The following is a 20927-nucleotide window of genomic DNA, read 5'->3' as shown; positions in this document are numbered from 1 at the left end:
GCTCATTCCTCCCACAGCTGTACGGTTTTGAGGATGTCGCGGCGGTTGGCCTTCTTCGCCCCGAACATGTTGGTGTCGGAGCTGCCGCTGCAGCCGCTGCCGAAGCTGAAGCCACAACCGGAGCGCTCGGCGAAGGCGTCGCTCATGGCCTCTTCGCGGTGGGCACTCGGTACCACGTAACGGTCTTCGTAGTTGGCGATGGCCAGGTAGCGGTACATCTCCTCGACCTGGTTCACGCTCAAGCCGACGTCGCTGAGCACCTTGAGGTCCTGGACGCCTTCGACCTGCTCGGCACGCTTGTAGGCGCGCATGGCCAGCAGGCGCTTGAGGGCGCGCTTCACCGGTTTTTCGTCGCCGGCGGTCAGCAGGTTGGCCAGGTAGCGCAGCGGGATGCGCAGGCTGTCGACATCCGGGATCACCCCGTTCATGCCCACGGTGCCGGCAGCTGCGGCGTTCTGGATCGGCGACAGCGGCGGCACGTACCAGACCATCGGCAAGGTGCGGTATTCCGGGTGCAGCGGCAGCGCCAGCTTCCAGTCGACGGCCATCTTGTACACCGGCGAGCGTTGCGCGGCGTCGATCACCGACTGCGGTACGCCGTCCTCCAGGGCCTGGCGGATCACCGCCGGGTCGTTGGGGTCGAGGAAGATCTCCAGCTGCTTCTCGTACAAGTCGTGCTCGTTGGCGGTGCTCGCCACTTCCGCGATGCGGTCGGCGTCATACAGCAGCACACCGAGGTAGCGGATACGGCCCACGCAGGTTTCGGCACACACAGTGGGCATGCCGGCCTCGATGCGCGGGTAGCAGAAGATGCACTTCTCGGACTTGCCGCTCTTCCAGTTGAAGTAGATCTTCTTGTACGGGCAGCCACTGATGCACATGCGCCAGCCGCGGCATTTTTCCTGGTCGATGAGGACGATACCGTCCTCTTCGCGCTTGTAGATCGCCCCGCTCGGGCAGGACGCCGCGCACGCCGGGTTCAGGCAGTGCTCGCACAGGCGCGGCAGGTACATCATGAAGGTGTTTTCGTACTCACCGTAAATGTCGGCCTGGATCTGGTCGAAGTTCTTGTCCTTGCGCCGCTTGGCGAACTCGGTGCCGAGGATCTCTTCCCAGTTCGGGCCCCACTCGATCTTCTCCATGCGCTTGCCGGACACCACCGAGCGCGGCCGCGCCGTCGGCTGGTGCTCGCCCAGGGGCGCGGTGTGCAGGTGCTGGTAGTCGAAGTCGAACGGCTCGTAATAGTCATCCAGGCTCGGCAGGTCGGGGTTGGCGAAGATGTTCGCCAGCACCCGGAACTTGCCGCCGATGCGCGGGTTGATCGAGCCGTTGGCGTTGCGCACCCAGCCGCCCTTCCACTTGTCCTGGTTTTCCCACTCTTTCGGGTAGCCGACCCCGGGCTTGGATTCAACGTTGTTGAACCAGGCGTACTCCATGCCTTCACGGCTGGTCCAGACGTTCTTGCAGGTGATCGAACAAGTGTGGCAACCGATGCATTTGTCCAGGTTCAGGACCATGCCAATTTGTGAACGGATCTTCATGACAGCACTCCTTATTCCATCTCGGTCGGCAGCGGACCTGGCAGCTCATCGCCGCGCGAACCGTCGAGCCAGTCGACCTTGGCCATCTTGCGCACCACGACGAATTCGTCGCGGTTGCAGCCGACCGTGCCGTAATAGTTGAAGCCATAGGCCTGTTGGGCATAACCGCCGATCATGTGGGTCGGCTTGAGCACCACGCGGGTGACCGAGTTGTGGTGGCCGCCGCGGGTCTTGGTGGTCTCCGCGCCCGGCACGTTCACGATCCGTTCCTGAGCGTGGTACATCATCACCATGCCCTCCTTGACCCGCTGGCTGACCACCGCCCGCGCGGTCAGCGCGCCGTTGGCGTTGAAGCACTCGATCCAGTCGTTGTCCTCGATGCCGGCCTTCTTCGCGTCGATTTCCGAGAGCCAGACGATCGGCCCGCCACGGCTGAGGGTGAGCATCAGCAGGTTGTCGCTGTAGGTGCTGTGGATGCCCCACTTCTGGTGCGGGGTGATCCAGTTGAGAACGATCTCGGTCTCGCCGTTGCTGCGCTTGCCTTTCACCCCGGCGATGGTGCGGGTGTTGACCGGTGGCCGGTAGCTCATCAACTGCTCGCCGAACGCCTGCATCCACGGGTGATCCTGGTAGAACTGCTGGCGGCCGGTGATGGTCCGCCACGGGATGTTCTCGTGAACGTTGGTGTAGCCGGCGTTGTAGCTGACGTGATCGTCTTCGAGCCCCGACCAGGTCGGGCTGGAGATGATCTTGCGCGGCTGCGCCTGGATATCGCGAAAGCGGATCGCTTCGTGGGCCTTGGACAGCGCCAGGTGGCTGTGGTCGATGCCGGTGAACTGCGACAGTGCCGCCCAGGCCTTGACTGCGACATGGCCGTTGGTTTCCGGCGCCAGCGAGAGGATCACCTCGGCGGCGTCGATGGCGGTGTCGATTTTCGGCCGGCCCTGGCTGATGCCCGCCTCGACTTCGCGGTAGTTCAGCTCACCGAGGAATTTCACTTCCTCATCGGTGTTCCAGTTGATGCCCTTGCCGCCGTTGCCGAGTTTTTCCAGCAGCGGGCCCAGCGAGGTGAACTGCTTGTAGATGTTCGGGTAATCACGCTCGACCACCTGCAGGTTCGGCGCGTTCTTGCCCGGCTGCGGGGCGACACCGGCGGTTTTCCAGTCGGTGCCGCCAAACGGCTGGGCCAGTTCGCCGACGCTGTCATGCATCAGCGGCACGGTGACCAGGTCCTGCTCGATGCCCAGGTGCCCTTCGGCCATGGCCGAGAAGGCCTTGGCGATGCCCTTGTAGATCTCCCAGTCCGAACGCGATTCCCAGGCCGGATCAATGGCTGCCGACAGCGGGTGGATGAACGGGTGCATGTCCGAAGTGTTCATGTCGTCCTTCTCGTACCAGGTTGCGGTCGGCAGGACGATGTCGGAGTACACGCAGGTCGAAGACATGCGGAAATCCAGGGTGGTGACCAGGTCGAGCTTGCCGATGGCGCCCTCGTCGACCCATTCGGCCTCTTGCGGCTTGCAGTCGCCGACCTGGCCGATGTCTTCGTTCATCACGCCGTTGCGGGTGCCCAGCAGGTACTTGAGCATGTACTCGTGGCCCTTGCCCGACGAGCCCAGCAGGTTGGAACGCCAGATGAACATGTTGCGCGGGAAGTTGACCGGGTTGTCCGGCTGCTCGCAGGCAAAGCGCAGGCTGCCTTCGTGCAGGCCCTTGACCACGTAGTCCTTGGGCGCCATGCCGGCAGCGGCGGCGTCGCGGCAGATGTGCAGCGGGTTGGTGTTGAGCTGCGGCGCGCTGGGCAGCCAGCCGGCGCGTTCGGCGCGGATGTTGTAGTCCAGGGCGTGTTCGGGGAACTCGCGCTTGTCGGCCAGCGGCGAGAGCACGTCGTGCATGCTCATCTTCTCGTGGCGCCATTGCGAGCTGTGGGCGTAGAAGAAGCTGGTGCCGTTCATCTGCCGTGGCGGCCGGCTCCAGTCCAGGCCGAAGGCCAGGGGCAGCCAGCCGCACTGCGGGCGCAGTTTCTCCTGGCCGACGTAGTGGGCCCAGCCGCCACCGGTCTGGCCGACACAACCGCAGAGCATGAGCATGTTGATCAGCCCGCGGTAGTTCATGTCCATGTGGTACCAGTGGTTCATCGCCGCGCCGACGATGATCATCGAGCGGCCACGGGTCTTGTCGGCGTTGTCGGCGAACTCGCGGGCGATCTGGATGGCTTTCTCGCGGCTGACGCCGGTGATCTGCTCCTGCCAGGCCGGCGTGCCGGGCACGCTGGCGTCATCGTAGTCGCGGGCCACGTTGGCGCCGCCCAGGCCACGGTCGATGGCCAGATTGGCCGCCGACAGGTCGAACACCGTGGCCACCTTGGCCTGGCTGCCGTCGGCCAGGGTCAGGCTGCGCACCGGTACGCGGCGGTACTGCACGGCGTCACCGGCGACATGCTGGAAGTGCTCGTGGCTTTCGCCGGCAAAGTACGGGAAGGCCACTTCGGCAACATCGCCACCCATCAGGCTCAGGGTCAGGTCGATCTCGCGGCCCTCGCCGCCTTCACGGGCCAGGATGTTCCACTTGCCCTGCTCGCCCCAGCGGTAGCCGATCGAGCCCTGGGGCGAGACCAGCTCGCCGTCGGCATTGACGGCGATGGTTTTCCATTCCGGGTTGTTGTCCTGGCCAAGGTTGTCGGCCAGGTCCGAGGCGCGCAGGAAGCGGTCCGGCTGGTAACCGTTGCCCGGCGCGGTACCGAGCATCGGCTTGAGCAGCACCAGTACCGGCAGGTCGGTGTAGCGCTTGGCGTAATCGGTGAAATAGGCGCTTGGCTGGTCCAGGTGAAACTCTTTGAAGATCACATGGTTGAAGGCCTGGGCCAGGGCGGCGTCGGTGCCCTGCTTGGGGTTGAGCCAGAGGTCGGTGAGCTTGGCCACTTCCGAATAGTCGGGGGTGATGGCCACGGTCTTGGTGCCCTTGTAGCGCACCTCGGTGAAAAAATGCGCGTCGGGGGTACGGGTCTGCGGAACGTTGGAGCCCCAGGCGATGATGTAGTTGGAGTTGTACCAGTCGGCCGACTCCGGCACGTCGGTCTGCTCGCCCCAGACCATTGGCGAGGCCGGCGGCAGGTCGCAGTACCAGTCGTAGAAGCTCAGGCAGGTGCCGCCCAGCAGCGACAGGTAACGGGCACCGGCGGCGTAGCTGACCATCGACATCGCCGGGATCGGCGAGAAGCCCACCACCCGGTCCGGGCCGTACTGCTTGATGGTGTAGACGTTGGCGGCAGCGATGATCTCGGTGACTTCATCCCAGCTGGAGCGAATGAAGCCGCCCATGCCGCGCTTGCTCTTGTAGCTGTCGGCCTTGGCCTTGTTCTCGACAATGCTCGCCCAGGCTTCGACCGGCGCCAGGCTCTGGCGCGCCTCGCGCCACAGTTTGAGCAACGGCTTGCGGATCTTCGGGTACTTCAGGCGGTTGGCGCTGTAGATGTACCAGCTGTAGCTGGCCCCCCGCGGGCAGCCGCGCGGCTCGTGGTTGGGCAGGTCGTTGCGGGTACGCGGGTAGTCGGTCTGCTGGGTTTCCCAGGTAATCAGGCCGTTCTTCACGTAGATCTTCCACGAGCAGGAGCCGGTGCAGTTGACCCCGTGGGTGGAGCGCACGATCTTGTCGTACTGCCAGCGCGAACGGTAGACGTTCTCCCAGTCGCGCGACTCTTTGCGGGTCTCGCCATGACCGTCGGCAAACTCGCCTTGCTTGCGATTGAAGAACCGCAGTTGATCCAGTAGATGACTCATGGTGCTTTCCTCTCAGGCTTGCTGCTGCGGGGTTCTGTGCCCCGCCCGTGCAAGGTGTGAATTCGGGGTTCTGTCAGCAGGGCGTCGCGGCGCCTTTGCGCGCGTACCACCACCAGGTCACGACGATGCAGCTCAGGTAAAAACCGACGAACATGTAGAAGGCCATCTGCGGGCTACCGGTCAGGGCCATGGAAGTGCCGAAGGTCTTGGGAATGAAGAACGCGCCGAAGGCACCCATGGCCGAACTGAAGCCGAGTACCGCGGCCGATTCCTTGCCGGCGTTTTTCAGCGCCTGTTCGCGGGCGGCGGCGCCTTTGCCGCTGGCAGCCTGTTCGTGCAGGGTGCGGAAGATCACCGGGATCATGCGGAAGGTCGAACCGTTGCCGATGCCGGTGGTGATGAACAGCAGCATGAACATGCCGAGGAAGCCGTAGAAGTTGCCGCTCTCGCCCTGCTGGGGGATGAACGCCAGCACGCCGAAGACCATGACGATCATCAGCACGAAGTTCCACAGGGTCACCCGTGCGCCGCCGAGCTTGTCCGCCAGCCAGCCACCCAGCGGCCGTACCAGGGCGCCGACCAGCGGGCCGAGGAAGGCGAACGTCAGGGCGTTGACCTGCGGGAAGGCGGTCTTGATCAGCAGCGGAAAGGCGGCCGAGAAGCCGATGAACGAGCCGAAGGTGGCCAGGTACAACCAGCACATCAGCCAGTTGTGCTTGCGCTTGAAGATCACCGCCTGCTCGCTGAACGAGGCCTTGGCGCTGGACAGGTCATTCATGCCGAACCAGGCCAGCAAGGTGACGATGATGATGAACGGCACCCAGATGAAACCGGCGTTCTGCAGCCACAGCTGACCGCCATCGGCCAGCACCTGCGGCTGGCCACCGAGCACGCCGAACAGGCCGAAGGTGATCACCAGCGGTACGCAGAACTGCATGACCGAGACGCCGAGGTTACCCAGGCCGGCATTCAGGCCCAGGGCCGTGCCCTGCTGCGACTTGGGGTAGAAGAAACTGATGTTGGACATGCTCGAGGCGAAGTTGCCGCCGCCAAAGCCGCACAGCAGCGCAATCATCACGAACACGCTGTAGGGCGTGCTCGGGTCTTGCACGGCAAAGCCCATCCACAGCGATGGCGCCAGCAGCGAGGCGGTGCTCAGGGCGGTCCAGCGCCGGCCGCCGAAGATCGGCACCATGAACGAATAGAACACCCGGAAGGTCGCCCCCGAGAGCCCCGGCAAGGCCGCCAGCCAGAACAGCTGGTCGGTGCTGAAAGTAAAGCCGATGGCGTTCAGGCGCACGATCACCGTGCTCCACACCATCCACACGGCAAAGGCCAGCAGCAGTGCGGGAATCGAGATCCACAGGTTGCGGGTGGCGGTCTTCTTGCCGCTACGGCCCCAGAACGCGGGATCTTCCGGGCGCCAGTCGTGAATCACCGGGCCTTTGTCAGGCGTGTTAAGAACCGACATGGTCTTCTCCTTGGGCAATGCTGGAAAACGGGGAGGCGGCCGCTGGAGGCTGTTTGCCCAGCAGCGGGCGCTTGCGGATTTCGCTGAAGTACATCCAGGTGAGCGACACCCAGACCACGCCGTACATCAACATGAAGCAGGAGGAACGCACGCCGGTGAGGTCGACCAGCGCGCCGAACAGGATCGGCAGGATGAAGCCGCCCAGGCCACCGGCCAGGCCGACGATGCCGGACACTGCGCCCATGTTCTGCGGGTAGTCGTTGGCGATGTACTTGAACACCGAGGCCTTGCCGAAGGCGAAGGCGATGCCCATGACGAACAGCAGCACGGTAAACAGCGCCGGGTTCAGGCCAATGTGAAAGTCCAGCGGGCCGTTGATGGTCTGCACCTGCAGCTGGGTTTGCGGGTACGACAGCAGGAACAGGCAGATCCAGCTCACCCACAGCACCCACCAGGTCACGCTCTGCGCGCCCCAGCGGTCCGACATCCAGCCGCCGACCGCGCGCAGCACGCCGCCCGGCAACGAGAAGCAGGCGGCCAGCAGCGCTGCGCTTTGCAGGCTGAAGCCATATTCCTGGACGTAGTACTTGGTCATCCACAGCGCCAGGGCCACGTAGCCGCCGAAGACGATCGAGTAGTACTGGCAGTAGCGCCACACCGCAGGTTCGGCCAGGGCCTTGAGCTGTTCGCTCAGGCTCGCGCCGCTGGCACTGCGATGGGCCTTGTTTTCGGCGCTGAGAAACCAGAACAGCACGGCGGTGATGAACAGGATGGCGCTGAACACTTTCGGTACCAACTGCCAGCTGCCGGCGGCAATCAGCGCCGGGGCGAGGAACTTGGTCACCGCCGCCCCGGCGTTGCCGGCGCCGAAGATGCCCATGGCCAGGCCCTGGTTGTCTTGTTCGAACCACTTGGCAACGTAGGCAATGCCCACCGAGAACGAGCCGCCGGCAAGGCCGACGAACAAGCCCAGCACCAGGAACTGCCAGTAAGCCGTGGCGTGGCTGATCAGGTACAGCGGCAGCACGCAGGCCAGCATCAGCAGGAAGAACACGCTGCGCCCGCCGAAGCGGTCGGTGAGCATGCCCAGCGGCAGGCGCACCAGCGAGCCGGTCAGCACCGGGGTGGCGGCCAGCAGGCCGAACTGGGTTTCGTTGAGCTGGAGCAGGTCCTTGATCGGTACGCCTAGCACGGCAAACATCATCCAGACCATGAAGCAGACGGTGAAGGCCAGCGTACTCATGCCCAGCACCAGGCCTTGGCGTATTCGCGGTTGAGTCATCTCGGGTCTCCAGTCAGGTAGCCATGGCCCGCAGACTAGAGAGGCAAACCCCGATAAAACTTGACGCCGATCAAAGAAGCCCTGGCGCTCATAGGCCTATGCTTGCACTGCCTACCTCCAACGAGGTAGAGCCGAAAAACCTCTAAACCCTTTGTTTATCAGGGTGTTGTCAGTTTTCCACCTGGTTTGGCGGTAAAACTGGCAGTTGCAAACTCTTTAGAGGTAGAGCGCCAGGGACAGGCTGCGAAACGATCAGCTGCAACACCTTGGAGTGCTCCATGTGCCGTTTTCCCCTTCTTGCCCCCGGCTGCCGTCCATGATCGGCTGGCTGCGCAGTTCGCTGCCCGCGCGCGCGGGCCTGGCGGTGATCCTGATCGCCGTGCTGGCCCTGGCCAGTTCGCTCAGCGCCGGATTGATCGCCTGGTTCAGCCAAGGCGATGCGGCGGCGATCAACACCGCCGGTTCCGTGCGCATGGAGACCTACCACCTGAGCTGGAAGCTGGCCGCCGGGGCCGAACCCGTCGAGCTCGAGCGCATCCGCGACAGCCTGCAGCAGCGGCTCAACAGCCCGGCACTGGAAGCGGTGCTCGAAGACGGCAAGAACCTCGAGCTGCAGGCCAGTTACCAGCAATTGCAGGACTACTGGCAGCAAACCTTGCTGCCCGCCTTGCAGCGTGGCGACGCCGCCGGCTTTCAGGCCAGCACCCTGCCCTTCGTCAACCAGCTCAACCAGTTCGTCAGCCTGCTGCAACGCCAGAGCGAACATAAACAGGGCTGGCAGCAAGTGATCCAGGGTGCGGCGCTGTTCACCACCATGATCGTCCTGCTGTTCGGCCTGTATGAATTGCAATACAACGTGATCACGCCGTTGAAGGAACTGGTGGATGCCACCCAGCGCTTTCGCCGCGGCGAGTTCCAGGCACGGGTCAATCACCAGTCCGAAGACGAGCTCGGCGAGCTGGCCACCAGCTTCAACGCCATGGCCGAAACCATCGAACAATCCCACCGCACCCTGGAAACCCAGGTGCAGCATAAAACCCTCAACCTGCAGCAGGCCAACGCCGCCCTGGAGCTGCTGTACCAAAGCAGCCGCAGCCTGGCCACGCGGCTGGCCAACGCCGAGGGCCTCGATGAGCTGATCCGCCGCTTCCAGCAGCGCTTGCCGGGCCTGCGCCTGTCGCTGTGCCTGCAAGGCCAGTTGCAGGCCCCGGCCCAGCAACTGCTGGCCCTGCATGGCGCCGACAGCCGCAAGATCTGCGCCAGCAGCGATTGCGCCAGTTGCCAACGGCACCAGCGCACCAACCGCCACACCTTCAGCATCAGCAACCAGGGCAGCACCCTAGGCGAGCTGAAGGCGCACTTTATCGACGGCCACGAGCCGCAAGCCTGGGAGACCGAACTGATCCAGGCCCTGGCCAACCTGATCGGCACCTCGCTGTCGCTCAAACGCCAGCGCGAACAGGACCACCGCCTGGTGCTGCTCGAAGAGCGCGCAATCATCGCCCGCGAGCTGCACGACTCCCTGGCCCAGGCGCTGTCGTACATGAAGCTGCAAGTCAGCCGCATGCAAACGCTGATGCGCCGTGGCGAGCCGGTGGCGACCCTGGAGAACGTCACCGCCGAGCTGCGCGAAGGCTTGAACAACGCTTACCGCCAGTTGCGCGAACTGCTCACCACCTTTCGCCTGCAGATCCACGATGCCGGGCTGGTGCAGGAGCTCAAGGACACCGCCGAGGAGTTCTCCCGCCGGGGCGAATTCCAGGTGCACCTGCATGTCGACAGCCTGGCCTTCGAACTGTCGGCCAGCGAGCAGATCCACATCCTGCAGATCACCCGCGAGGCGCTGTCCAACTGCCTGCGCCACGCCCACGCGCAGAACGCCTGGCTGCAGTTGCGCCAGCATGGCGAGAACGTCTGCCTGTCGATCGAGGACGATGGCCGCGGCTTCAGCGGTACCCACGACCTGCGCGAACACCACGGCCTGAACATCATGGACGAACGCGCCCGCAGCCTGCGCGGCCAGTTGCAGATTGTTGGCCGGGAGCCGCAAGGCACCCGGGTCCAGATGGAATTTCGCCCGGAGTTTCTCGGGCACCTGACAGAAGGTAACCCTGTATGACCCCCTCCCCGCGCTACCGGATATTACTGGTCGACGACCACCCGATGATGCGCCGCGGCATTCGCCAGATGCTCGAACTGGAAGACGACTTCGAAATCGTCGGCGAAGCCAGCCACGGCGAAGAAGCCCTGGCCTTGATCCCGACACTGCAACCGGACCTGGTCCTGCTCGATAACAACATGCCGCAGATGAACGGCATCGAAACCCTGCGCCACCTGCGCAGCCAGGGCTTTGCCGGCAAGGTACTGCTGTTCACCGTGTCCGATGCCGAAGACGACATTCGCGATGCCTTGCGCCTGGACGCCGACGGCTACCTGCTCAAGGACATGGAACCGGAGCTGCTGATCCAGTACATCCGCGACGCCATGAACGGCGCCCTGGTGATCAGCCCCGGCCTGACCCGGGTCATGGCCCAGGCCCTGCGCTCACCACCGCGCCAGCCGGAAGTAGAGCTGACCGAACGCGAGCGCCAGGTACTGAAAACCATCGCCAGCGGCTACAGCAACAAGGTCATCGGGCACAAGCTGGGCATCACCGAAGGTACGGTCAAGGTGCATGTGAAGAACCTGCTGCACAAGCTCGGCCTGCGCTCGCGGGTGGAAGCGGCGGTGTGGGCCATGGAGCACCTGCGCCAAAGCGCCTGAGCCCCTTTTGCCGACTGCCCCTTTGGAGGTAGACCGGCAGAGGCATAGGCCGCCGGCGCCGCGGGTTTTACCATAGGCGCCAGCGGAGGTACGCCATGCTGACCCACCCTTCTACCGTTCTGGTTTTACGTCGCCACCACCTGTTCAGCCAACTGCCGGACAAAGTCTTCGAAGCTGTCTGCGGCCTGGCCATGCTCCGGCGCCTGAGCTGTCATGACACGCTCATGCACCAGGGCGATCCGGCCAAGCGTTTTTTCCTGCTGGTCAGTGGCCAGATCAAGCTGTACCGGCTCAGTGCCGAGGGCCAGGAGCACCTGGTGGAGATCATCCAGCCGGGCCAGACCTTTGCCGAAGCGCTGCTGTTCAGCCAGGCGCGCAGCTACCCGGTGACGGCCACGGCGCTCAAGGACTGCGTGCTGATCAGCATCGACGGCGGCCATTACCGTAATGCTCTGGAAGACCAGCCGCAGGTGTGCCTGGCCATTCTGGCGAGCATGAGCATCCACCTGCACCAGCGCCTCAAGGACATCGACACGCTGACCTCGGCCAGTGCCAGCCGGCGGGTGATCAACTTCCTGCTGCAGGAATGCGACCCGGACAGTGGCCGGGTCGAGCTGCAGGTGTCCAAGCGCCTGGTGGCCTCCAAACTGGGCATCCAGCCGGAGACCTTTTCGCGCACCCTGCATCGCCTGGTGGAGCGCGGCCTGATCGCCATGGAGCGGCGCAGCATCCATATCCTCGCCGCCGATGAGCTGGCCGACTACTCGGGATAGCCCGGGGTAGCCGGCCCTGCCCTCAACAGGCCGCCAGGCCCTTGCCGGCCCGCTCCAGGTTGCGCCACAACCACACCGGCAACACCTCGGGGTCGAGGCTGTCGATCAGGTTCTTCAGGGTCAGGCCCAGCTCGGTGTCGCCCTCGATCACCAGGCGGCGACGGAAGAACAGCGTGTCCGGGTCTTCCTGACGGCTGGCCAGCAAGAGGAACTCGCGCCAGTTGCCGCGAATGGTCACGTCGGCCTTGGCCCGCTCGGCGATCTGTAGGCCATCGCGGTTGCGGGTCAGGTACCAGGCCAGGTCCAGGTCGGGGATGCGCAGGCACAACCAGCGCCCACGCAGCAGGTCGAACTCGCCGTCGCGCAAAGGCTCGGCCAGGCAGCGGTTAAGCGCCTGCTGCAGGGCCACCCGCTGGATCACGAACGGCACCCGGCGGATCAGCGGCAGCACCCGGTCGGCACCTTTCAACAGCCATTGCGTGCGGTTCAGCACAGGCCCACCTCCTCGACCCGCAACATGCCCGCCTGGCCGTGCCAGTAGCCGTTGCAACCCTCGACAAACAACGGCGGCGCCTCGCCCTGGCGCACCCGGGCAAAAGCCTCAACCACCTCGACCATGCCCTGGGCCCGCGGGCTCAGGCGCAACAGGTCGGCGCCGCAGGCTTCAAGGCCCGGATAGTCGGCCAGCAGGTTGGTGACCTCGGCCGACATGGTCTGGATGCCGTTCAGGGTGAACAGCGCCTGGCCTTCCTGGCTGCTCAGGGCCAGGCCGTCGGGGTAATTGATGCAGCAGAACTGGCAATCGTCCTTGGGCCGGTTTTCTGCCCGCGCGGTAAAGCAGCGCGCTGAGTAAGCCAGCGGTAGATGCCCATAGGCAAAGACTTCAACCTGCGGCAGTTCACAGCCCAGCTCGGCGGCCTGGTCGAGCACCGCGCGGATCAGCGCCGCCGAACACTCCACCGGCGGCACCCAGCGGATCATCCCACACTCGAGCAGCTTGGCCAGGGCGTGGCCGTTGTACAGGTTGAGCGCCGGCCCGGCCACAAATGGCAGCTTGCGCTCGGCCAGGTACTGCACCGCGCCCATGTCGTTGGCTTCCACCAGCAGTTCGCCGTTGTCGCACAAACGGCGCAGGCTGGAGAGCTCGGACGCGGCCTCGATCAAGGTCAGGCCCGACAGCACGATCTGCGCCGGGCTACAGGCCTGCAGCTCGCGGCCCAGGCCAAGCCAGTGGTCGAGGTTCATCGCCCGGCGCTTCGAACACACGGTTTCACCCAGATAAATCACATCCAGGGGCAAGGCCGACATTTCGCTGTAGAAACGCCCCAATTGTTCCTTGTCCCAGTAATACAGGACGGGTCCCAGGCTGAGCTTCATGTCCAGTCCCTCATTGCCATGATCGATGGTAAGCACCCAGGGTGGTCTGGCTGCCTTCGGACAAACCGGCCAGCACCTGGCGCCACTGGTCCTTGACCGTGAAGCGTTGCGGCGCCAGGCGATGGGCGTCGAGCGCGGCGCGCCAGACCTGGGTGACCTGTTCGACATAGGCCGGGCTGCGCTGGCGGCCCTCGATCTTCACCGCCTCGACGCCCATGGCGGCGAGCTCCGGCAGCAGGTCGAGGGTGTCGAGGCTGGTGGGCTCTTCCAGGGCGTGGAAGCGCTTGCCATCGACCATAAAACGGCCCTTGCACAGGGTCGGGTAACCGGCGGGTTCATCTGCTTGATAGCGGTCGATCAGCACTTCGCTCAGGCGCGCACTCAAACCCTCGGCGTCTTCGCTCCAGCGCACGGCCTTGGCCGGCGAGCAGACGCCGCACAGGTTCGGCGACTCGCCGGTGATGTACGACGACAAATGGCAACGCCCTTCGGCCATGATGCACAGGCTGCCGAAGGCGAAGACCTCGATGGGCACCGTGCTGTTGGCCGCCACCTGGCGCACCTGGGCCAGCGACAGCACCCGCGGCAACACGGCGCGGCGGATGTTGTAGTGCTGGACGTAGAACGCCAGGGCGCTGGCATTGGTGGCCGAACCCTGCACCGAGAGGTGCAGGCTCAATTGCGGGTGGCGCTGGGCCGCGTAGCCAAGCACGCCGGGGTCAGCGGCGATCAACGCGTCGACGCCATGGTCGGCGGCGCGGTCCACCGCCCGCTGCCAACGCTCCCAGCCCTGGGGTTGCGGATAGGTATTGACCGCGACATAGAGCTTGCGTTGGTGTTGGCGGATATGGGCAACAGCCGCGTCGAACTGCTTGTCGTCCATGTTCAGGCCGGCGAAATGCCGGGCGTTGGTGTCATCGCGAAAGCCGACGTAGACCGCATCGGCGCCTTGGCGCACCGCGGCTTTGAGCGCAGGCAGGTTGCCTGCCGGGCAGACCAGTTGCATGGGTTTTCCTCATCAAAGAAACCTATCTCCACTGGCCTGCGCGGTAAACATTCGCGCAGGCCCGGAGCACTGGAAAAAGCGCTGCCAGTCTAGCCAGCGCACCCAGTAGAGCCTTGACGGCAATCAAGGTCGCTCACTGCATCAGCTCGGCAAATGACAGGAACTGCACGCTGTCGTGCTTGTGCAGCTGTTGCTCGCACTCCACCACCGCCAGGCCATCGGCCCAGCAGGCGGCGCTGAGCATCGCCGAGCTTTGCTGCGGGTGCAGTTGCACGCTGGACTGGCCGTTGGCCTCGGGCAGCAAGCGCGCCCGCAGGTACTGGCGGCGCTTGTTGCGTTGCAGCCAGTCGAAGCCCGCCGGCAGCGCCACGGGCCGTGGCAGCACATCGCGCACGCCCTGGGCGCGCAGCAAGAATGGCCGTACCACCACCAGCGCAGTGATCAGTGCCGCTGCCGGGTTGCCCGGCATGCCGATCCACGGCCGGCCCGCCACCTCGCCAAAGGCCAGGGGCTTGCCCGGCTGGATCGCCAGGCGCCAGAAGTCGACACTGCCCAGGTCCTGGATGGCCTGCTTGAGGTGGTCTTCCTCACCCACCGAAACACCACCGGAGGTCAGCAGCAAGTCGCACTCGGCCGCAGCCAGGTTCAGCGCGTGCTTGCTGGCCGCCAGTTCGTCGGCCATCACCCCGTAGTCATGCACCTCCACGCCCCAGCCGTGCAACAAGGCCGTCAGGCAATAGCGGTTGCTGTTGTAGATCTGCCCCGGGGCCAGGGGTTGGCCGGGTTCGCGCAGCTCGTCGCCGCTGCTCAGCAGGCCGATGCGCAAGGGCCGATGAACCTCGACCCAGGCGACGCCCGAGGCCGCCAGCAGGCCCAGTTCCTGGGCGCGCAGGCGCTTGCCGGCTTGCAGCAACAGATGGCCCTCGCGCACCTCCTCGCCGGCCTTGCGCACGTGATCGCCAAGGCTCGCGGCCGGCAGCCAGACCTGCTCGCCTTCCACCCGGCACAGCTCCTGGGGGGCGACAGTGTCGGCGCCAGGCGGCAAGGGTGCACCGGTGAAGATCCGCACCGCCTGCCCCGCCTGCAACGCGGTGCTGGCCTGCTGGCCGGCGGCGATGCGCCCGGCCAGGTTCAGGCAGCCGCCAGCAGCTGGCAGGTCGGCCGCCCTGAAGGCAAAACCGTCCATGGCGCTGTTGTCCCAGCCCGGCAGGCTGCGCGGGGCATGGATATCAACCGCCAGCACCCGGCCCAGGGCTTTGTCCAGCAACACCATCTGTGCGGCGGGCGGCGGTGGCGCCTGTTCGAGCAAATGGCGGATGGCCTGGTCGACCGGGATCAGCTTGCCGCTGTCGCATACCCGGCCGCTCATGGCCGCGCTCCACAGGCCTCGATGACCTGCTCGGCCTGGGCCTTGAGGTGCGGGGCGAAATTGCACGGGCCGGTGCGGCTGTCGAGCTGGCTATGCAGGATCTGCGTCCAGGCGGTGCGGCAGGCGCCGGGCGACCCCGGCACGCAGCACACCAGCACGCCATTGCTCATGCCCGCCAACGCACGGGACTGCAGGCTGGACATGCCGATTTCGGCCAGCGAGACCTGGCGGAACAACTCGCCAAAGCCTTCGACGTGTTTGTCGAGCAATGGCAGTACCGCTTGCGGGGTGTTGTCGCGGGCGGTAAAGCCGGTGCCACCGGTGGTCAGCACCACCTGCACTTTAGGGTCGGCGATCCAGCGCGAAAGCGTGGCGCGGATCTGGTAGATATCGTCCTTGACCAGGTCGCGCTCGACCAGCACATGCCCAGCCGCCTGCAGCAGATCGATGAGGGTCTGCCCGGAGCTGTCGGTGTCGAAGGTGCGCGTGTCGCTGATGGTCAGCACGGCGATGTTCAGGGGTTCAAACGTGCGTTGCGCCAGATGGGCCATGGCCTGGGCTTCCCGTGAAATGTGGATGGGCCCAAGCCTGAACCTAAAGCCTGGGCGAACCTATTCCTCCTTGGAGGTATCTCTTCGGGTTCAGGGTGCCAGGCGCTGGCGCGCCCATTGCCCGCCCCGGCTGCGGTAGTCGAGACGGTCATGCAGGCGGTCGGCACGGCCCTGCCAGAACTCCATGCGTTCAGGCGTCAGGCAATAGCCGCCCCAGTGTTCGGGGCGCTGCAGCGGTTGCTCGACGAAGCGGCGAATGGTCTGCGCCAGCAAGGCCTGCAGTTCGCCGCGGTCGGCCAGCGGCCGGCTTTGCGGCGAAGCCCAGGCACCCAGGCGGCTGGCTTCGGGGCGCGAATCGAAGTAGGCATCGCTGAGCTGCGGATCAAGCCGCGTCACCGGCCCTTCAATGCGTACCTGGCGCTCCAGCCCTGGCCAGAAGAAGGTCATCGCCGCATAGGGGTTGGCTGCCAGCTCCTGGCCCTTGGCACTTTGGTAATTGCCAAAAAAGGTAAAGCCCCCCTCGTCAAAGCCTTTGAGCAACAGCACCCGACAGTGCGGCCGGCCCTCGCGGTCGACGGTGGCCAGGTGCATGCTGTTGGCCTCCACCGGCTCGCGCTCGGTTTCGCGCGCCTGCTGCAACCACTGCGCGAACAGGGCCAGCGGGTCGAGCGGCGCTTCAGCTTCCTGCAGGCCACCGAGGGTGTAGTTGCGACGCATCTGGGCAAGGGACAGCGGCATGGCGGTGATCTCCTGTGAAGTTGTGCGCAGTCTGTAAGCACCACCGTGCCCGCACCTTGATCACCATCAACGCTAACGGCGTTACTTGAGGCGCAAACGCCTGGCCAGTTTGTGCAGGTTGCTCGGGTCGACCGCCAGCAAGCGCGCGGCGCTGGCCCAGTTGTCGCCGCTCAGGCGCAGGGCCTGGACAATGGCCTGGCGCTGGCAGGCGTCGACGGCATCGTTCAGGGATGCAAACGGCAGACCGGGCTCTGCCTGTGGGTCCGGCTGCGGCGTCACTGTCGGCGCGCTGTCCAGGTCAAGCACCTGCGGTTCCAGGGTGATGATCAGGTTGCGGCTGCCCTCACGGCTCAGTTGCTTGAGCGCGGCGCGACTGATCACATGCTCGAGTTCGCGCACATTACCCGGCCAGTGGTAGGCCAGCAGCGCCCGCTCGGCCGCTGCCGACAGGCGTAAACCACGCAAGCCCAGGCGGGTACGGTTGAGCTCGAGAAACTGCCCGGCAATCATCAGCACATCGTTGCCACGCTCGCGCAGCGGCGGGATCGGCAACGGGTACACCGACAGGCGATGGTACAGGTCGGCACGAAACAGGCCGTCGCGAATGCTGTCCGGCAAGTGCCGGTTGGTGGCGGCGATGATGCGCACATCCACGTGCAGCGGCTTGTCGGCGCCCAGGCGCTGGATCTCGCCGTTCTGCAGGGTGCGCAACAGCTTGGCCTGAACGCTCAGCGGCAGCTCGCCGACTTCATCGAGAAACAGCGTGCCGCCATTGGCTGCATCGAAGCGCCCGGCGCGGTCGCTGCTGGCGCCGGAGAATGCGCCTTTGACATGGCCGAACAACTCGCTCTCGGCCAGGGACTCGGGCAAGGCCGCGCAGTTGACCTGGATCAGCGGCTTGTGGCTGCGCCGCGACAAGCGATGCAGACGACGGGCGAACAGCTCCTTGCCGACCCCGGTCTCGCCCAGCAGCAATACCGGCAACTCGGCGTCGGCCAGTACTTCAATCTCGCTGAGCAACTGCTGCAGCACGGCGCTGTGGCCTAGGATCTCACCCTCTTCAACGGGCCTGCGCAGGTCCTGGGGTTCGCTGCGCGACAGGCGCAGGCTGCGGTTTTCCTGCTCCAGACGCGTGACCCGCAGGGCGGCTTCGATCTGCAGGGTGCAGCGCTTGAGCTCATCGCGGGCATCGCTGTCGAAGGTTCCGGGCTGCAGCGCATCGAGGGTGATCGCGCCCCAGACCTGCCCCTCCACATAGAGGCTGACGCCCATGCAGTCGTGGACTGCCAGGGGTTCGTGCAGTGCCGTGTCGAGCAGGCCATCGTAGGGGTCCGGCAGGCGGCTGTCGGGCTCGAACCAGGTCGGCTCGCGCGAGGCCATGATGGCTGCCAGGCGCGGATGCTGGGCGATCACGAAGCGCCTGCCGAGGGCTTCGTGGACCAGGCCGACGCAGGCCTGCGGGCGCAGGCTGTCGCCCTCCAGACGCAACAGGCCGACGGCGCCGCAGTTGAAGTATTCGCGCAGCGTCTGTACCAGACGTTGCAAGCGCACAGCATTGGGCAGCTCGACGATCAGGTCGGCGGCCAGGCTTTCACGCAGCATGGTAGTCATCACCCTCTGTGGTTATCGCTACCCTGAGGTATTCGGGTACATTTCACCACAACCGCAGTAATGGCCCTTGATTTCGGGCAATTAAAGCTGGCATGGGCGATGCAATCACCCTGGGGATCCTTTGCAACCAGAGCAGGAACCCTGATGAACCCGACACTGTCCCCGAGCGAACTGATCGCCCACATTCTCTCGCGCTACCACGACCGCCACCGCCAGCAACTGCCGGAACTGATCCGCCTGGCCCGGCGTGTGGAGCAGGTCCACGGCGGCCACGACCAGTGCCCCAACGGCCTGGCCGATCACCTGCAGGACATGCAGCAGGAACTTGAAGGGCACATGCTCAAGGAAGAACAGGTGCTGTTCCCTTTACTGCAACGAGGCATGGGTCGCCAGGCTTCGGCGCCGATCCAGGTGATGCGCCTGGAGCATGACCAGCATGGCGAGGCGCTGGAGCGTTTGAGCTTGCTGACCGACGACATCAGCGCGCCGGAAGGTGCCTGCAACACATGGCGTACCCTGTACCGTGGGCTGGCGGAATTTCGCGAGGATTTGCTGCAGCATATTCATCTGGAGAACGATGTGCTGTTCGTCAGCGCACTGGCTTGATGGCTGGCCTTTGTGGGAGCTGGCCTTGCCAGCGGTCGTAATCCAGACGCCACTTGATGTACTGGCTTTATTGGCCTCATCGCGGGTCAAGCCCGCTCCTACAATGGATCTGTGTACACCGGACTTGTGGGAGCTGGCCTTGCCAGCGATCGAGCGCGCAGCGGTCGTAATCCAGACGACACTTGATGTACTGGCTGTACTGGCCTCATCGCTGGCAAGCCAGCTCCCACAGTGGATCTGTGTACGCCGGACTTGTGGGAGCTGGTCTTGCCAGCGATCGAGCGCGCAGAGGTCGCAATCCAGACGACACCTGATGTACTGGCTGTACTGGCCTCATCGCGGGTCAAGCCCGCTCCTACAAGTAGGACCCGCCTGAGTACGGCGCAGGCTAATGCCAATAGAACATCGCCTTGGCCAGTACCACGATCACCAACATATGGCCAAGAATGCTGCAGCGAATCCAACGTGCACGCCCCTCGCTCAAGCGTCCGCGTTTGAGCCAGAACGCCAGCAACAGGTAATGACCAATGATGCTCAGGGCCAGGACGATCTTCAGGCTCAGCAGGCTGGCAAAGCTGCTGGCCAACGGCTGGCTCAAGGCCGCGCGGTGATGCCAGGCAAGGCCAACACCGGCGCCATATAGCAGCAACACCACGCCATGCAGCACCTTGCGCGAACGCACCGACAGCGCCTGGTCGACCCCGGCCTGCGCCGCAGCCGGCACTTGCCGCCGCGCCGTCTGCCAGATGACGACTTCAAAAAACAGCGTGCCGATAAAGGCAATCGCCGCCAGTAGATGAATCACCAGTAAATACGGATACCACATCCTTCGCCTCCAGGCGCTTAACCAGGGTGCCCGTCAACCCGGGCGCGCAGCAGCATCGGTGCATAGCGCCAGGCATACAAGGCAAACGCCAGTACCCAGCACATACCCGCCAGCCACAAGCCGCCCAGTGGCATCCACAGCACCAGCACCACCCGGCTGACAGCCGCCAGGTTGAGCAGAACGAACGCCAGGGTCATCCCCGTCGGCGGCAGCAACGCCCGCCCGGTATGGCCAAGGCTGACGCGGGCAATCATCGCCAGGATCAACCCGGCCATGGCGCCGATAGTCAGGCAATGCACCGCCAGGCTCGGGTTCAATGGCACGCCGAAATGCCACAGGGCCATGCCCAGGCAGGCCAGGGCCAACCAAGCGTAGGCCAGGTGCAACGACCACAGCAGCGGCACTTGCCAAATCCCGCGGTCATGCCAGCGCCACAGGCGCACTACATGCCCGAGCGCCAGGGCGGCAAACAACAGGCCAATCCCGGCATTCGCCGTCAAGGCAAGCCCCACCGCATACAACACCGCCACTAGCGCCGACCCTGCCAGCAACAGCCAGTCGAGCCAGGGCCAGGGCACGACTGCCTCGGTCCGCCCCAACCCGCGCTGGGTGAAGAACGGAATCACCCGCCCGCCAATCAGGCCCATCATCGCCGCCACCAGCCAGATGCCGCCGAGCACGCCCTGGCGCTGCCAGCCATCGTGGCCTTGCACCAGGCCATACACCGCCAGGCCATCGACCACCGTCAGCAGCAGCAAGACCATCACTATCGGGTAATTGCGCTTCTGCCGCACCCGCCACAGGGTGCGGCCCATCAATACGGCCACCAGCAATGGGAAACCCAGCTCCAGCAGCGCCAGCAACGGCCAGGGCACATTCGCCAACCACGCCACTCGCCCCGCCAGCCACAACAACGCCAGGCCCGCCAGCGGCTTGCCGCTCAGGCCCGGCTGCCCGGTCCAGGTCTGCACCGCCGTGAGCAGAAAGCCGGCAATGATCGCCAGGCCAAAACCGAACACCAGTTCATGGCGGTGCCAGGCCAGCCAGCCGCCGGCCGGCTGCCAGTTGCCCAGGGCGCCGTTCAGGGCCGCCAGCCACAGCGGTATCGCCAGCACTGCCAGCGCACAGCCCGCGAGGAACATCGGCCGGAACGCCAGGCGCAAGAGCGGCACGATGGCCAGCGCTTTACGGCGATCAAGTACTTGCATCAAGCCTCTCCTTACCTTGTTGCCGG

16 protein-coding genes and 1 pseudogene are annotated in these 20927 nt (G+C 64.9%); 4 read left to right on the top strand and 13 right to left on the bottom strand.

Translation table 11 applies throughout. The annotated features are described in order from the left end of the window. Nucleotides 1-2: 2 nt before the first annotated feature. The 4 genes from narH to JV241A_RS10565 form a co-directional block, all read right to left on the bottom strand. On the bottom strand, nucleotides 3-1541 hold the full coding sequence (gene narH, locus JV241A_RS10580; protein WP_038995541.1) for a nitrate reductase subunit beta: 1539 nt from the start codon (nucleotides 1539-1541) through the stop codon (nucleotides 3-5). 11 nt (nucleotides 1542-1552) lie between these two features. Beyond that, the gene (locus tag JV241A_RS10575) at nucleotides 1553-5320 is read right to left on the bottom strand and encodes a nitrate reductase subunit alpha (RefSeq protein ID WP_115086378.1); all 3768 of its coding nucleotides are present in this window, start codon (nucleotides 5318-5320) and stop codon (nucleotides 1553-1555) included. 73 nt (nucleotides 5321-5393) lie between these two features. Further along, nucleotides 5394-6791, bottom strand: coding sequence for a NarK family nitrate/nitrite MFS transporter (locus JV241A_RS10570; RefSeq protein ID WP_115086377.1), 1398 nt, complete (start codon nucleotides 6789-6791; stop codon nucleotides 5394-5396). Next, on the bottom strand, nucleotides 6778-8073 hold the full coding sequence (locus JV241A_RS10565; protein WP_115086376.1) for a nitrate/nitrite transporter: 1296 nt from the start codon (nucleotides 8071-8073) through the stop codon (nucleotides 6778-6780). The genes JV241A_RS10570 and JV241A_RS10565 overlap by 14 nt, the downstream gene beginning before the upstream one ends. Nucleotides 8074-8389: 316 nt before the next feature. Here JV241A_RS10565 and JV241A_RS10560 point away from each other — a divergent pair, with 316 nt between their 5' ends. The 3 genes from JV241A_RS10560 to JV241A_RS10550 all read left to right on the top strand — a co-directional run bounded on the left by JV241A_RS10560 (nucleotide 8390) and on the right by JV241A_RS10550 (nucleotide 11609). Further along, nucleotides 8390-10192 (top strand): HAMP domain-containing protein, encoded by a 1803-nt coding sequence (locus JV241A_RS10560; RefSeq protein ID WP_115086375.1) that lies wholly within the window; start codon nucleotides 8390-8392, stop codon nucleotides 10190-10192. Continuing rightward, on the top strand, nucleotides 10189-10836 hold the full coding sequence (gene narL / locus JV241A_RS10555; RefSeq protein WP_115086374.1) for a two-component system response regulator NarL: 648 nt from the start codon (nucleotides 10189-10191) through the stop codon (nucleotides 10834-10836). The genes JV241A_RS10560 and narL overlap by 4 nt, the downstream gene beginning before the upstream one ends. 95 nt (nucleotides 10837-10931) lie before the next feature. Continuing rightward, nucleotides 10932-11609, top strand: a complete 678-nt coding sequence (locus JV241A_RS10550; protein ID WP_115086373.1) for a Crp/Fnr family transcriptional regulator — start codon at nucleotides 10932-10934, stop codon at nucleotides 11607-11609. Between the two features lie 22 nt (nucleotides 11610-11631). Here the strand turns inward: JV241A_RS10550 and JV241A_RS10545 are convergent, their stop codons facing one another. From JV241A_RS10545 to norR, 7 genes are all read right to left on the bottom strand, one after another. Continuing rightward, nucleotides 11632-12102, bottom strand: a complete 471-nt coding sequence (locus JV241A_RS10545; RefSeq protein WP_115086372.1) for an SCP2 sterol-binding domain-containing protein — start codon at nucleotides 12100-12102, stop codon at nucleotides 11632-11634. Continuing rightward, on the bottom strand, nucleotides 12096-12986 hold the full coding sequence (locus JV241A_RS10540) for a U32 family peptidase (protein ID WP_115086371.1): 891 nt from the start codon (nucleotides 12984-12986) through the stop codon (nucleotides 12096-12098). Before JV241A_RS10540 ends, JV241A_RS10545 begins: the two co-directional genes overlap by 7 nt. A gap of 10 nt (nucleotides 12987-12996) precedes the next feature. Continuing rightward, the gene (locus tag JV241A_RS10535) at nucleotides 12997-13992 is read right to left on the bottom strand and encodes a peptidase U32 family protein (RefSeq protein WP_115086370.1); all 996 of its coding nucleotides are present in this window, start codon (nucleotides 13990-13992) and stop codon (nucleotides 12997-12999) included. A gap of 133 nt (nucleotides 13993-14125) precedes the next feature. Next, the gene (gene glp, locus JV241A_RS10530; protein ID WP_134062370.1) at nucleotides 14126-15361 is read right to left on the bottom strand and encodes a gephyrin-like molybdotransferase Glp; all 1236 of its coding nucleotides are present in this window, start codon (nucleotides 15359-15361) and stop codon (nucleotides 14126-14128) included. Continuing rightward, a complete protein-coding gene (moaB, locus tag JV241A_RS10525) occupies nucleotides 15358-15912 on the bottom strand; it encodes a molybdenum cofactor biosynthesis protein B (protein WP_115086368.1) in 555 nt (184 codons plus the stop codon). Before moaB ends, glp begins: the two co-directional genes overlap by 4 nt. A gap of 90 nt (nucleotides 15913-16002) precedes the next feature. Beyond that, complete coding sequence (gene pdxH, locus JV241A_RS10520) at nucleotides 16003-16650, bottom strand: pyridoxamine 5'-phosphate oxidase (protein WP_115086367.1); 648 nt, start codon at nucleotides 16648-16650, stop codon at nucleotides 16003-16005. Nucleotides 16651-16731: 81 nt separating this feature from the next. Continuing rightward, nucleotides 16732-18252: a nitric oxide reductase transcriptional regulator NorR gene (gene norR, locus JV241A_RS10515; protein ID WP_115087095.1), complete on the bottom strand. Its 1521-nt coding sequence runs from the start codon at nucleotides 18250-18252 to the stop codon at nucleotides 16732-16734. A gap of 171 nt (nucleotides 18253-18423) precedes the next feature. Here norR and JV241A_RS10510 point away from each other — a divergent pair. Further along, nucleotides 18424-18867, top strand: a pseudogene (locus tag JV241A_RS10510) (hemerythrin domain-containing protein); the annotation flags it as partial. 388 nt (nucleotides 18868-19255) lie between these two features. On the opposite strand, the gene JV241A_RS10505 reads toward JV241A_RS10510, so the two are convergent. Then, nucleotides 19256-19693 (bottom strand): hypothetical protein, encoded by a 438-nt coding sequence (locus JV241A_RS10505; protein WP_115087137.1) that lies wholly within the window; start codon nucleotides 19691-19693, stop codon nucleotides 19256-19258. Between the two features lie 17 nt (nucleotides 19694-19710). Then, the gene (locus JV241A_RS10500) at nucleotides 19711-20901 is read right to left on the bottom strand and encodes an NnrS family protein (protein ID WP_134062368.1); all 1191 of its coding nucleotides are present in this window, start codon (nucleotides 20899-20901) and stop codon (nucleotides 19711-19713) included. Nucleotides 20902-20927: the final 26 nt, after the last annotated feature.

It is taken from the genome of Pseudomonas sp. JV241A, assembly GCF_900275665.1.
Taxonomy (GTDB): Bacteria; Pseudomonadota; Gammaproteobacteria; order Pseudomonadales; family Pseudomonadaceae; genus Aquipseudomonas; species Aquipseudomonas wadenswilerensis.
Note: the sequence above shows the minus strand (reverse complement) of the source record. Positions and strands in the feature narration are given on the sequence as shown.

Excerpts from the sequence above, each read along its gene's own strand:
- JV241A_RS10540 (WP_115086371.1), bottom strand. The coding sequence starts at position 12,986 with ATGAAGCTCAGCCTGGGACCCGTCCTGTATTACTGGGACAAGGAACAA.
- JV241A_RS10575 (WP_115086378.1), bottom strand. The coding sequence starts at position 5,320 with ATGAGTCATCTACTGGATCAACTGCGGTTCTTCAATCGCAAGCAAGGC.
- JV241A_RS10500 (WP_134062368.1), bottom strand. The coding sequence starts at position 20,901 with ATGCAAGTACTTGATCGCCGTAAAGCGCTGGCCATCGTGCCGCTCTTG.
- narL (WP_115086374.1), top strand. The coding sequence starts at position 10,189 with ATGACCCCCTCCCCGCGCTACCGGATATTACTGGTCGACGACCACCCG.
- JV241A_RS10565 (WP_115086376.1), bottom strand. The coding sequence starts at position 8,073 with ATGACTCAACCGCGAATACGCCAAGGCCTGGTGCTGGGCATGAGTACG.
- JV241A_RS10560 (WP_115086375.1), top strand. The coding sequence starts at position 8,390 with ATGATCGGCTGGCTGCGCAGTTCGCTGCCCGCGCGCGCGGGCCTGGCG.
- glp (WP_134062370.1), bottom strand. The coding sequence starts at position 15,361 with ATGAGCGGCCGGGTATGCGACAGCGGCAAGCTGATCCCGGTCGACCAG.
- norR (WP_115087095.1), bottom strand. The coding sequence starts at position 18,252 with ATGCTGCGTGAAAGCCTGGCCGCCGACCTGATCGTCGAGCTGCCCAAT.
- JV241A_RS10550 (WP_115086373.1), top strand. The coding sequence starts at position 10,932 with ATGCTGACCCACCCTTCTACCGTTCTGGTTTTACGTCGCCACCACCTG.
- moaB (WP_115086368.1), bottom strand. The coding sequence starts at position 15,912 with ATGGCCCATCTGGCGCAACGCACGTTTGAACCCCTGAACATCGCCGTG.
- JV241A_RS10570 (WP_115086377.1), bottom strand. The coding sequence starts at position 6,791 with ATGTCGGTTCTTAACACGCCTGACAAAGGCCCGGTGATTCACGACTGG.
- JV241A_RS10535 (WP_115086370.1), bottom strand. The coding sequence starts at position 13,992 with ATGCAACTGGTCTGCCCGGCAGGCAACCTGCCTGCGCTCAAAGCCGCG.
- pdxH (WP_115086367.1), bottom strand. The coding sequence starts at position 16,650 with ATGCCGCTGTCCCTTGCCCAGATGCGTCGCAACTACACCCTCGGTGGC.
- narH (WP_038995541.1), bottom strand. The coding sequence starts at position 1,541 with ATGAAGATCCGTTCACAAATTGGCATGGTCCTGAACCTGGACAAATGC.
- JV241A_RS10505 (WP_115087137.1), bottom strand. The coding sequence starts at position 19,693 with ATGTGGTATCCGTATTTACTGGTGATTCATCTACTGGCGGCGATTGCC.